The sequence below is a fragment of the Bosea sp. 124 genome (genome assembly GCF_003046175.1).
GTDB lineage: Bacteria > Pseudomonadota > Alphaproteobacteria > Rhizobiales > Beijerinckiaceae > Allobosea.
The window spans coordinates 1942084-1954970 of the sequence record NZ_PZZM01000001.1 but is presented as its reverse complement, the minus strand read 5'-3'; the positions used below and the strand labels follow the sequence as shown (position 1 = coordinate 1954970).

Annotated in this window: 10 protein-coding genes; 4 read left to right on the top strand and 6 right to left on the bottom strand. The window is 61.0% G+C overall.

Annotated features, from left to right (window positions below; translation table 11 throughout):
• The first annotated feature begins 174 nt into the window (after positions 1-174).
• From C8D03_RS09130 to C8D03_RS26075, 4 genes are all read left to right on the top strand, one after another.
• Positions 175-1518 (top strand): hypothetical protein, encoded by a 1344-nt coding sequence (locus tag C8D03_RS09130; protein WP_146170122.1) that lies wholly within the window; start codon positions 175-177, stop codon positions 1516-1518.
• A 233-nt stretch (positions 1519-1751) separates the two neighbouring features.
• Positions 1752-2669: a sulfate adenylyltransferase subunit CysD gene (gene cysD / locus C8D03_RS09125; protein ID WP_108045977.1), complete on the top strand. Its 918-nt coding sequence runs from the start codon at positions 1752-1754 to the stop codon at positions 2667-2669.
• Positions 2669-4567 (top strand): sulfate adenylyltransferase subunit CysN, encoded by a 1899-nt coding sequence (gene cysN, locus C8D03_RS09120; protein WP_348981696.1) that lies wholly within the window; start codon positions 2669-2671, stop codon positions 4565-4567. The genes cysD and cysN overlap by 1 nt, the downstream gene beginning before the upstream one ends.
• A gap of 77 nt (positions 4568-4644) precedes the next feature.
• A complete protein-coding gene (locus C8D03_RS26075) occupies positions 4645-4878 on the top strand; it encodes a hypothetical protein (protein WP_146170121.1) in 234 nt (77 codons plus the stop codon).
• A gap of 18 nt (positions 4879-4896) precedes the next feature.
• Here the strand turns inward: C8D03_RS26075 and C8D03_RS09115 are convergent, their stop codons facing one another.
• The 6 genes from C8D03_RS09115 to rfbC are packed head-to-tail and all read right to left on the bottom strand — an operon-like array spanning position 4897 to position 12868.
• A complete protein-coding gene (locus tag C8D03_RS09115) occupies positions 4897-5700 on the bottom strand; it encodes a sulfotransferase domain-containing protein (protein ID WP_108045976.1) in 804 nt (267 codons plus the stop codon).
• Positions 5697-7268, bottom strand: a complete 1572-nt coding sequence (locus tag C8D03_RS09110; RefSeq protein ID WP_108045975.1) for an ABC transporter ATP-binding protein — start codon at positions 7266-7268, stop codon at positions 5697-5699. Before C8D03_RS09110 ends, C8D03_RS09115 begins: the two co-directional genes overlap by 4 nt.
• Before the next feature lie 3 nt (positions 7269-7271).
• Positions 7272-8129 (bottom strand): ABC transporter permease, encoded by an 858-nt coding sequence (locus tag C8D03_RS09105; RefSeq protein WP_108045974.1) that lies wholly within the window; start codon positions 8127-8129, stop codon positions 7272-7274.
• Positions 8126-9586 (bottom strand): hypothetical protein, encoded by a 1461-nt coding sequence (locus tag C8D03_RS09100; RefSeq protein WP_108045973.1) that lies wholly within the window; start codon positions 9584-9586, stop codon positions 8126-8128. Before C8D03_RS09100 ends, C8D03_RS09105 begins: the two co-directional genes overlap by 4 nt.
• Positions 9579-12305 (bottom strand): putative sugar O-methyltransferase, encoded by a 2727-nt coding sequence (locus tag C8D03_RS09095; protein WP_181300822.1) that lies wholly within the window; start codon positions 12303-12305, stop codon positions 9579-9581. Before C8D03_RS09095 ends, C8D03_RS09100 begins: the two co-directional genes overlap by 8 nt.
• Positions 12305-12868 carry a dTDP-4-dehydrorhamnose 3,5-epimerase gene (gene rfbC, locus C8D03_RS09090; RefSeq protein WP_108045971.1) on the bottom strand — a complete coding sequence of 188 codons (564 nt, stop codon included), beginning with the start codon at positions 12866-12868 and terminating at the stop codon, positions 12305-12307. The genes C8D03_RS09095 and rfbC overlap by 1 nt, the downstream gene beginning before the upstream one ends.
• Between the last annotated feature and the right edge of the window lie 19 nt (positions 12869-12887).

Genomic DNA, 12887 nt, shown 5'->3' with positions numbered 1-12887 from the left:
GTCGTCGACCCCTACGGCATCTCCCCGCTGGGAGTGTCGCTTTCCGGATTCAACGCGATCAAGCCGAAGCGCAAGGATATCGACCGGCTGATCAAGCCGATCGAGGTCTGGCAGAAGCAGCCGAAGACGGTCGTCCTCGGTACCTCGCGCATCCATCAGTCGATCGATCCCTCGGTGCTCGACGGCAGCCGATTTGCACCCGCCTACAATGCCTCGGTGCCCGCCGTCTCGCTCGGCATGAACGTCGCGTATCTGGATCTCTACGGCCGGATCGCACCGAGTATCGAGAACGCCTTTGTCGAAATCTATCTCTATAATTTTCTTGGTCAGGGCCAGACTGCGGACCCAATGCCGGCATGGCATCTGCTGCGGGATGTTTTCTCGCTGACGTTCAGCGGCAATGCCGTAATTGACAGCTTGGCAACGGTCGCACACAACCGCTTCGATCGCCGCTCGGTCTATGAGGTTCGGCCCGGCGGCTACTTCTTCTATCCCGCCGGACATGATCCCAGCGGCACCTTCAGCGCGTTTCCCGCTGGGATGTGGGACATCTTCCGTCGCACCCGCACGCTCACTCTCAGCGATGCCGCATTCGCATCGGTCGATCAGATTATCGAGACCGCAAAACGCCGCAACATCGCGCTGACCTTCCTCGCGACACCCAACCACGCCTATTTCGACTACTACATCGACACCGTCGATGCCTGGGGCCTGGTCGAGGAATGGCTGACGCGCCTGACCGCGAAGGCGGACGTCTACAGCTTCGCCCAAGCCAACGCCTGGAGCAAGGAACCGCCCGCCAGCCGGATGGCCTACTGGAACGACCCGATCCATTTCTCGCTGGAGGTCGGCAAAGCCATGCAACTGGCGCTGCTGGGCCGCGCGGAGCCAGGCACGCCGCCGAACTTCATGGTGCGGCTCACCCCAGACAATGTGAAGGAACATGTCGCGCAGCGCCGCGAAGCCATCCGGGCCTGGACCAAGCGCAATCTGCCCTTCGCACTGACGTTCGAGAACGCGCGCGGCGATCTCGCCGGTGGAGGAGCCGCGCGCATCGCGGAGCTGCGTGCGGCCTATTTCACGATTGCCGAGATCGGAACCGCCGAGGCCGACGGGCTGCTGATCGAATCGACCCACCATCCCATCGTCTCCCGTTTCGCAGGGGCGATCGAATCGGCGTCACCTGGCCCGGTTGGGATCACGGTGACCGGCTGGGCCGCCGACCAGGCCGCCAACAAGCCCGTGCAGGCGATCGTCGCAACGGTCGGGAACAGGATCGTCGCGCGCAGCGAGCCGGTTGGGCGGCGCGTCGATATCGAGCAGAACATCGCCAGCGGTGCGTTTCCCTCAAGCTTCACGCTGATCGCACCCGTCGATGTCACGCAGCAGCGTGAACCCCTGAAGCTCTATGCGCTGATGGCTGACGGCACCGCCGCGCAGCTCGCCTCGGGCTGGTCGGGCCCGACCAGCGGGCTGGTTGCGGACCACAAACCCCCGGCGCTCGCTCCCTATCGCTAGGGCATTCCGTGAAAATGGAGGAACCAGCTTTTCGCTGAAGCCATGCTCTCACTCTGTGTCGACGATCACGCCCGAACCAGACCTCCTCCGCTCTTCACGCGGGTCAGACGGAGCAAAATTACATCTTCTGCAAGAGGCGGGGCCACCCTATAAGCGCGCCTTACCGTGAATGCGCGTAGTGGACGGCGGGTGAGTCGCCCCGTGCTCCGCGCCCATGCGCTTGCAGCAGGACGATGACGATCCCCGGATCCAACACAAGAACCCATCTCGATGTGCTCGAAGCGGAAGCGATCCACATCATGCGGGAGGTCGCGGCCGAATTCCGCGCACCGGTGATGCTCTATTCGATCGGCAAGGATTCGTCGGTCATGCTGCATCTGGCACGCAAGGCCTTCTACCCGGCTCCGCCGCCGTTCCCGCTGCTCCATGTCGACACGACGTGGAAGTTCGGCGAGATGATCCGTTTCCGGGACGAGGTGGCCGCGCAGTCCGGAATGGACCTCATTGTCCACAGGAATGAGGAAGGGCTTGCGCTCGGGATCACGCCCTTCAGCCACGACGCATCGACCTATACCCGGGTCATGAAGACCGAGGCGCTGAAGCAGGCGCTTGACCGGCACGGTTTCGACGCCGCATTCGGCGGTGCGCGGCGCGACGAGGAGAAGAGCCGGGCCAAGGAGCGCATCTTCTCGGTCCGCAGCGCGAGCCATGCATGGGATCCGCGCAACCAGCGGCCGGAACTGTGGAACCTGTACAACACCCGCATCCGGACTGGCGAATCGGTAAGGGTGTTTCCCATCGCCAATTGGACCGAGGCGGACGTATGGGCCTATATCGAGCGCGAGCGGATCGGGATCGTCCCGCTCTATTTCGCAGCCGAACGGCCGGTCGTCACGCGCGCCGGACACCTGATCATGGTCGATGACGATCGATTTCCTCTCGCTCCGGGAGAGCAGTCCCGGCGTGAGAGCGTGCGCTTCCGCACACTTGGCTGCTACCCCCTGACAGCGGCGATTGCGTCGAAGGCGACTAGTGCTGCCGCCATCGTCAGGGAGTTGAACGGGTTTCGCCAGTCGGAGCGCGCCGGCAGGGTCATCGATCACGATCAGTCCGGCTCGATGGAACGAAAAAAACGCGAAGGTTACTTTTGATGAGGATGGGCCATGCGCCCGCCGACGCGACCTATGCCGGCGGTTCGCAGCAAAGACAGGCGCCATTGCTGCGGTTCCTGACCTGCGGCAGCGTCGATGACGGGAAATCGACGCTGATCGGCCGGCTGCTGTTCGACACGGGCTTTCTGCTCGACGATCAGTTCGCCGCGCTCGAACGCGACTCGCTGCGGCACGGCAGCGAGGGTTCGACGCTCGATTTCGCCCTGCTGCTCGACGGGCTGGAGGCCGAGCGCGAGCAGGGCATCACGATCGACGTGTGCTACCGCTCCTTCGCGACGTCCAGGCGCCGTTTCCGCGTCGCCGACACGCCAGGCCATGAGCAATATACCCGCAACATGGCGACGGGAGCATCGACGGCCGATCTCGCGGTCATCCTCGTCGATGCCCGCAAAGGCATTCTGTCCCAGACCTGCCGGCACTCCTGTATCGCTTCGCTGCTCGGCATCCGGCATGTCGTCCTGGCCGTCAACAAGATCGATCTCGTCGATTTCGATCGGTCGGTGTTCGATAGGATCGAGGCGGAATACGCCGCCTTCTCGGCGAAGCTTGGCTTTTCCTCCGTGCAGGCCATTCCGATCAGCGCGCGCCATGGCGACAACATCGTGGAGCGCAGCGCGAGGCTCGGCTGGTACCGCGGCCCGACGCTCCTCGAGCATCTCGAGGAGATCGATGTTGGCGGCCCCACCGCGCAGGCCCCCCTGCGCCTGCCGGTCCAACTCGTCATTCGGCCCGATGCGGACTTCCGCGGCTATGCTGGAACGCTCGCCAGTGGCAGGCTGACGATCGGCGATCAGATCGCCGTGGCCCCCTCTGGAACGACGGCAACGGTCAGTGCGATCCTGGGCCTCGGCGGCGAGCAGGACAGTGCCGAGGCGGGCGAGGCTGTGACGGTCAGGCTCGATCGCGAACTCGATATCGCACGCGGCGACGTTCTGTCGCATGTCCACGCCGTGCCGGAGGTTTCGGAGCAGATCACGGCGCATCTGATCTGGATGCACGAGTCCAAGCTTGTCCCGGGACGATCCTACGTCTTCAAGATCGGCACCCAGACGCTCGAGGGCTCGGTCACGGAGATCATCCATCTCGTTGACGTCGAAACGCGGCAGCCTCTCGCCGCCAAGGAACTCTCCAACAACGATATCGGCTTCGTCCATCTTCATTTCAGCCGGCCGATCGTGTTCGATCGCTATGCCGACATCCCGGCGATGGGCAGCTTCATCGTCATCGACAGACTGAGCAATGCGACGGTCGGCGCGGGCATGGTCCACGGCGCATTGTCGCAGGGCCGCAACGTGCACTGGCAGGCGGTCGACTTGACGAAGGAATTGCGAGCCAATGCGTTGAACCAGCCTCCCGCCGTGATCTGGTTCACCGGGCTGTCGGGCTCCGGGAAATCGACGATCGCGAACCTGCTTGAGCGCCGACTCTTCTCGCTCGGCCACCACACCTATCTGATCGACGGCGACAATGTCCGCCACGGTCTCAACCGCGACCTCGGTTTCAGCGAAGCCGATCGTGTCGAGAACATCCGGCGCGTTGCCGAGGTCGCACGGCTTTTCGTCGATGCCGGCCTCGTCGTCCTGACGGCGCTGATCTCACCTTATGGCGCCGACCGCGAGGCCGCGCGGTCCCTGTTCGAGCCCGGCGAGTTCATCGAAGTCTTCGTCGATACACCGCTCGACGTCGCGGAAGCGCGCGACCCGAAGGGTCTCTACCGGAAGGCGCGCGCCGGCGAGATTGAAGACTTCACCGGCGTTCATAGCCCCTATGAGCGGCCGGAACAGTCGGAGATCCGCGTGACGACGGTCGGTCGGGCGCCTGAAGAGGCCGTCGAAGAGATCATCGCCTACCTGAAGCAGAAGGGCATCATCGCCTGATCGGCCTGTCGATTCGGCGATCGCGACGTTCATTATCCTGGGAGCAGCGTCAGGCAGAGCGCCAGCAGGTTCTCGCGATGGATGAACTGGTCCTCGATCAGATCAGACAGTTCATCGGCCAGCGCCGCCACAAGCCAGCCCCTATCGAGGCCCGCGCCCTGTCTCGTCTGGGTAAAGAGTCGATAGGTCGACCGGTCGTTGACGAAGAAACCCCTGAGAATCTCGAATTGACGTTCAAGACGGACACAACGCACGCAGAGGAGTTAGCGATCACCGCAGTCGACTATCTCGTCAAAAATCAGTGCGTTTGATCGCGCCGCACTATTCTGTCACCGGGCGAAAGCGAATTCCGCATACCCCAAATCGTTGGGATAATAGCTCAATAGTCGCTCGATGCGCGTTAGCTGATTAGGGGTCAGCATTTCGGACCCACGCCCGCTTCGGCCTTCATTAAGGCGAAGATTGCCTGTGACCTGCCGATATTTCGTCGCATCGACGCCTTGGCCGAGCCCCGAAAATCGTGATATCCGACTAATAACGCCACCGACATCGTTGATCAGATCTTCGTATCGGACGAAGAGAATCTCGCAGGGATAACGGTTTCTCGCAGACAGCCATCCAGTTAGAAAGTTGATATACCAAGGAAGGCAGTGCTCAATCAGGAAATCGAATCTCTTTTCGTGTGTAAATTCAGAAAACCATTCAGTCTTGACAAAAAACATCGAAGCGATGTCGGATTCGTTCAAAATATGATCGTGAAACGATACAAGCGTGTCGCATAAATTTCGGGTCTGAACGACGATTTTTGTATTAAAGGCTAAGCAAATTCTGATCGTTGGATCAGACGCGCGGATATGCTGTTGTACAAAAAGGCATGAATTTCCCATCTGCTTTGAAAACTGTATAAAATCGATCTCTTGCTCGTTATGCCCGCCCTCTAGATAACCGCGCACCGCCGGGAGCTCGAAATTTTCAGACAATAGCATAGTGAGCCAGGTTGATCCGCTCTTGGGAGCACTGGCAAGCAGAATTTTCGGCCGCGCATCTAGCTTGGGAACAGTGTCCATCGGGCAGTGGAGAACCCTCGACAGCAACCCGTCCAGCGACCTGGCTGCCTCTGTGAAATCCGTCAAGTCGGATCTCCTTCTAGAATCGCGATTACGCCTTCGTCATCCCTGACTCGAAATTCGACACTGAGGAGCGGTTGGTTGACGAGCCCATGCCGACTACCCGATGTCCGACACTGGATGAGGAGAGCCTCCTGTTGCATGTCGAGAAGTGCGTTGGAGGCTTCCTCGCCATCAGCGAGGCCCACGCGTACGACATAATCGCCCACCTGCAGCAGAGGCATCGCAAAGACGATATCGACCGTCATAATCTGCCCGGCTTCGACACTGAGGTCCCGATCGGTCATAACCGAGGCGGTGTTATTGGCAAATAACGTCAAGCCCAAGTTGTTGCGTAGTTGAAAGCCGAGGATGGGACGCGCGATTTTCCGTTCAGCAATGCATTCGATCCTCAGGGCGACTTCTTCACCGCCGATTACGAACGGAAGGATGCGCCCTTCATTATCGAGCAGCTTTACGAAAACGATCTTCGCCCCGCCGGTCCCGTGGCCTTTGTTCATGATGTCTTCCGGCGAAAGTTTCGCAGTCACATCCATCGCAATGACGGCCTGATGCTGCGGGTGCCGGTTCGACAGAGCAGGAGCAACGTAATCTTGAAGCTGGGCGATCTGCCTTGCGTTCAGCTTGACGTGCTTTCTTGCTCGGGGGGCGACCGGCGCTGGCAGCGGAGATACGGGCTGCTCGACATCGGAGGGTTCCTGCTGGTTGGCTGCCGCTTCGCTCTGCTGTTGGCTCTTAAGATAGCGTTCTGAATGATCCAGCGCATGGCTATTCAGGTACGCGTCTGCAACGTCCCTGGCACTCCCGATCCGGCGAACCTGGCCATGGTCCAGCCAGGCGGCCTTCTGGCACAGCGAGATGACGTCGTTCGTGGAATGGGACACGAACAGAAAGGTGCCGCGCTTGAGGAAGCCGCGGATGAAGTCCATGCATTTCTGGACGAAGAAGGCGTCGCCGACGGCCAGCGCCTCGTCGGTAATGATGATGTCGGCCTCGGTATGGGCGACGATGGCAAATCCCAGTCGAGCCATCATGCCGCTCGAATAGGTCTTGACCGGCTGATCGATGAACTCCCCGATATCGGCGAAATCGATGATCGAGGACAGCTTCGCCTCGGTGTCGCGACGGGTCATCCCCAGCACGGCCGCCTTCAGGAAAATGTTCTCGCGACCCGTGAAATCGCCGTGCAGACCGGAGGAATAGTCGAGGATGGCCACGCGCCCATTGACCTCGATGCGCCCGCTCGACGGGCGCAGATTGCCCGAGATCATCTTAAGCAGGGTCGATTTGCCGCTGCCGTTGACGCCGATAAAGCCCCAACTCTCGCCCTTGCGGATTTCCAGGGACATCGGGCGCAGCGCCGGGAACTCGCGATAGATCGAGGCAACCTTGCGATCGATGCGGCGCTCAAGGCCCGATCCGGCCGGAACGACGCTCTTGGCCATCTCCAGCATCACATGGTTGAGGCGCGCGCCGGGCGAGGACCAAAGGCCATAGACCTTCGAGACACCTTCGATCCGAATCGCGAACTCATCGTCCCCGTTTTGGGTGGTTTCCGGCACGCCTTGCTTCAACCCCTACATCACATCGGAAAAGGCCGGCTTGCTTCGCATGAAGAAAGCATAGCCTGCAATGGCCACCAAAAGGCTGATCGCCAGGGCGAGAGCCAGGACGGTGAAAGACGGAACCTTTCCGAACAACATGGCCCCGCGAGCCTGATCGATGATGAGCGCCAGCGGGTTCATCCGAAAGACGAGCTGAAGCCGCGGCGGCAGGGATTCGATCGGGAAGAACACGCCGCTCAGGAACATCAGCACCATGCTGAGCGGCGATGTGACGGAGGGGACATCGCGGATGAAGACGGAGAGCGCGGACAGAAACCAGGAGATGCCCAGCGCGATCAGCCCGATGCAGATGATGTGGACGATCAGGAAGACGGAGGTCCAGTAGGCGAAGCCGTGCAGCACCAGGAAGCCCACCTGGCAGAGCGCGAGCCCGATCAGCAGGTTCATCATCATGATGATGACGCTGCCGACCGCGAGCGTTTCCACGGGAAAAGCGATTGTCTTCACATAGCTGGCGTTGGCCATCAGCAGATTAGGCGACTGGGTCAGCGCGGCCGCGATACATTGATAGAAGCTGAGACCGACGAAGAGCGCGAGCGCGAATTCGGCCGGGGTTTCGTCAGCCTTTCCGGTGAAGCGCCCGTTGAAGATGTAGCCGAAGACGAAGGTGAAGAGTGCCAGCAGGATGAGCGGGCTCAGGATTGTCCACGCAGCGCCGAGGAAGGTGCTGCGATAGGTCGCCGTAAAATCGCGCTGGGCGAGGGTCCAGGTCAGTTCCCGGTACCGCCATAGGTCGCGCATGACGCGCACCGGCGAGAGCAGGTTTGCATAGACTGGCCGGGAATCCGGCGTGTAGACGAAACGCGTCATCTGCGCCTGTATCCCAGAACAGCATCCTTCAAGCGCCGACCGATAGCATGGATTGCCGTGCCGCGCAGCGAATGAGGCAGAATGTTTCCGTCCATCAGGTGGACGAGACGCCGCTTAAGTCGATCCTTGGCGAGCTGCCGGGGCGGCGGCACGATGCCTTCGGACAGTCCTGCTAGTTCGGAGAATTTTTCGGGCAGGCGAGGAAAATTATGCGCGACACGCTGAGCGACTGCCCGGGCATTCGCCTCATCACCCTGGACGGCCGCGTCGAAGCCCGATTGGACGCGCGGCCAGAGCAAGAAGGCGGTCTCCTGATCGGCATAGGTGTCGTCGATGAAGAACCGGCTCGTCGACGCGTGGGGCGCCAGCATGGCCGCACGATCGCGCTCGAAGGAGCGGACGTCGACGACGTCTTTGCGTTGCACGGCCGGTGCGATGTTGCGAGCGGGGAGCGCGAGCCCTCGCTCGAGCAGCGTCTCGAGCAGCACCCTGCTCTCGCGCTCATAGACGAGAAACTGATGAGGCGCCGCAAAGGGCAGGCGTTCGGCGCCATTCGGAATAGCATAGGCGTTACAGGATTCCGGGTTCATATGGGTGACGAAGTAGGGAATCTCGCAAAAATTGGCCATCGCGGCGAAACCGCTCGACGTGCCGATGAAGAGGTCGGATCGCAGCATTAACGTCAGCTCATGCCCGAGACCGAGTCCCAGCGCGCGCAGGCTCGTGACGTTGGGCCGGCGCAGTAACTCCAGGGGCTTCTCCTGAAGCCGCCCCATGACAACGAATTGGACTTCGGGGTGGTTCGCCTCAGCAAGGCGGACGAATTCGAACCATTCTAGGAAATCAGAATCCCGCGAATAGGTGTGGTCGCCCGCCAGACCATTGTCGAGCCTGCGCAGACGGGGATGAATCACGACAACTCGCTTGCCGGCGAAAGGGCCGGCCATGAGACCGTCGATATCCGGCCCGCAGCCGCGGCTCGCCACCAGCAGCGGAATGCGGCCATGCTCGTCATGGTAGCGGTTCAGGCGGGCATGGGAGTAAATGTATTTGATGAAGTAGCTGTTCAGCGCATCCGCATTGTCGCGCTGGCCCAGCACCCTCTCGTAGTCCTCCAAGACCTCGGTGTTGACGGGGTCGTCGTTGGAGACCTCACGCAGCCGCACGAGCATCTCCTCGCGCGATGCGTAGAGATGTATGTTGCCGAGGAGAGGATGCGTTCCGAAGGCGCCGAAGAGCTCGTTGAAGAACAGCGCACAATTCTCGGATGTGACGAGCCCGCGCTGATAGATGCTCGAAGGATGGTTCGGATCGATGCAGATATAGGCATCGACGACCCGTCGCCCGGCCTCGAGGCAGCGCAGGGCCGTCTGAACATTCCACGTCAGCGCATCGCCAAGAGCATAGGGCAGAAGCTCGAAATCATAGATGCCGCAGTATCGCATCGCCTTATCCATCGCGGCTTCTCGTCTCGTAAAGCGACTCGAAGAAGGCTTCGTTCGTGGCGCAAGGGTTCGAGAAAATCTTCCGCCAGCTGGAGCGCACGGGGTAGTCGTTTTCAGTCAGGGCTAGGCTGTCGAAGGGGTTCTTCGAATCGACCCATTGCTTGCTGAAAAAAGCTCCGCGTGTCGTTCTGTCGATCTGATTAAAGTAGTACTCAATCTGAGCTCTTGTCATCTCGCCGAAAGAGGAAATGTTGATCGTCAGATCGAGATAATCGTCCGGAATCATGGCCAGTTGATGCGGTAGCAGGAACACCAGCGACGCGGCCTCCATCTCGGGCCTCACCTCGTCGAAGCTCTCGAAGTCGCGGACGCGGAACGCTTGACGCTGCGGGAGCACGGAGGAGAGATAGCGCTGGGACAGATAGAGCGACGGTGGAATGTCCACCATGACGATCTTGAGATGCGGGTGTGAGCGAGCGAGCATGTAGGCGTTGCGCCCATAGCCGCCCCCAATCTCGGCGACGCGCTTGATGGCCGAGAAATCGACGCCTTGTGCTATCGAGTACATCTCGATGGCAGAGTTGGCGAGATCCTGCGAGATGCGCGCGCCATCCACCGTGAGTGAGACCGGCGCGCCCTCCGGCGGTTCTTCGATCTTGTTGAGCACGCCGAGCACGTCGACCGACAGCGCATGGTCCCAGAGCAGGAGCATGAGGTAGCGAAAATGCGTCTGCGGCCGAATCTCGAAGTCGGGATCGTCCGGCAGTTTCTCGGCCAGGGCCCAGAGCGCGTGCGCGCGCTTCTCGCCGATCAGCGTCTCGAGCGTGGCGATCTGAGGATCGCCGGCCTGAACGGCAAAGGTGAAGTAGTTGAGAGCGATGGTCCGCTTGAACCGCCGATAGCCATCGGCCAGGAGCTGGTCCAGGTTCTTGCGGTTCAGAAGGCTCCATGCCGAAGATGTACCTCCCGGTGAGCCGACGCCGCGACGTCCTTCCTCGACGAACAGGCGGGTCATCCGGAGCAGCTCGGTAAAACTGCTCGAACGTTCCTTGTCGTTGGAGATTTCCGGCCAATTCAGCAGACCGGCGATCTCGTCGACTTGCATGCCTCCGAGTTGCAACTCCTGGCGCAGATCGGCGAGGCGTGCCTGCAAGGCGTGGTTTTCCTCGAGTGCGGCGTAGTATTTGGCCACCATCTCGTCACGCCCTGGCGAGCGGCCGCTCGCTCCCTTGCGAACCTGTTCTGCGGCGTCATCCAAACGAGCGGCCGTGTGATCCCGCATGCGCGTCTGTCCGGCGGCATGCTGATCGGCGAAACCCAGCGCTGCGAGCAACCGCTGCGCTGCCTCGGTCATCGCCTTCTTCTCACCCATTTCCGCATCGAGCTGGTTGCGCAGCCGGGCATTCCTGGCTTCAACCCAGTCGCCGCGGTTCGCCTCCTGGGCCTTCTCGATCACGGTTGCGATGCGCCGGCCAAAAACGGGCAGCCGCTTGGAAGCGCGCATCCAGATGGGCACGCGAATGTCGCTGACAGGGCGATCAAGCAGCAGTTCCTCGTAGAAGTGGCTGAGGCGGGCGCTCTGATTGCCCAAGTCAAGTTGCTCGGCTGCCGACGAGACGCGCTGCCGGAGTTCCGGATCGGTCTTGAAGGCGAGAAGCCGATCGCGGAAGCCCGGCTGCAATATCCCGCCGAGATCGATGCCCACTCCGTAATGAGCCAGCATGCGGTGGTTGAACCCTACCTCGCGATTGATGATGACCGGCAGGCGAGCGTCGAGATAATCCGCGATCCGGCCTGAATAACAGACCTGCATGTAATTCGGGGTCAGAAAGTCGAGCTTCTGTCCCAGCGCAGCGCTTCCGCCCGCCACGATGCCGAAGTCATATTGCGGAAGTTCGCGCGCTAGTTCCTCGACAGGAAGGCTGTCATGGAGATGGACGTATGGCGTCTCCTGTTCGAGCGCGACGAAATCGGCGAAGTCCTTGTTCTGGTCGAAACGGAAGGACGAGCCGGGTGTGTCACGATAGAACCAATGCGGATAGATATGGAAATGGATCTTCTGTTCGGCCAGCATCCGCGCCATCTGCAGGTAGGCGCTGTCGAACATGCCCTGCGTTTCGAGCGTGAACGTCCCGACCGAGACGATGCGCACCTCATTGGGATCGCCTTTCGCCTTGGCGCCTGCCCCAGCCGGACCGTCGATCCAGGGATATTCGGGAAACATCAGGATCTTAGGCGGCAGATCGTATCGATCCAGCCGCTCGGCCATCTTCGGCTGGAGGTCGCGACAGACCAGCCCGTCGGCCAGCGCCAGACATTCCCGCGTCGGTTCGAAGCGCTCATGCAGGTAGTTGAACAGCGACGGGCAGAAGATGTCGTTGAGATCGACGATGACGAGCGAGGGTTTGTCGCGGCAGAATCGCAGCACGCCCTCGTCCACCGCTCCCGAGAATACATGGCACAGACGCGGCTCCAGGATCTTGGCGACGCGATGCATCGCGATCTCGTCCGCCAGCTTGATCGCAAGATCGAAGAAATTCGAGGGATCGAACGGCGTCGTCTGCTTGTAGAGCAGCACGATTTTCCAGCCGTTGCTACGCAGCGCCGACGCCATCTTGATCTCGCGCGGGCGCAGCAGCGGCGTCACGAACACGACCGTCTTCGGGTTCCTTCCGATCAGACGGTTGGCACGGTCGATCTTGAGAATCGTGGCGGGATTCCAAATGGACATCAGGCTTTTCCGATCCGCCATTCCGTTTTGAGGGCCGCCAGGAACGGCAGGCTCAGGTCGCGTTCGGAGATGATCCGTTTGTCGGCGTCCGGCCAAGCGATCGCGAGATCCGGGTCGTCCCAGCGGACGCCGCGGGCGTGGCCGGGGCTGTGCCGGACGGAGATATGATAGAGGAGTTCGGCTTCGTTCGTCAGCGTCTGGAACCCATGAGCGAAGCCTTCGGGAATATAGAACGTGCGACGGTTTTCCGCCGACAGCTCAACGGCGCAGTGCTCGCCGAAGCTCGGAGAATCCGGCCGCAGATCGACTGCGACGTCGAGAACCGCGCCGCGAATGCACTGGACGAGCTTCGTTTCCGCATGGGGTGAAGTCTGCATGTGCAATCCGCGCAACGTTCCCTTACGCCGGTTGAAGGAGAGGCTCCACTCGGGAAAGTCCGCCTCCAGGCCAAGGTCGATCATCTCGTCCCGGCTGAAACTGCGCGCGAAGAAGCCCCGGACGTCGGCGATGGGCTCGGGCGTCAGGAGGTGAAGCCCTGCCGGCGGGAGTGACTCGATCTTCAACCGCGACGTCTCGGATTGC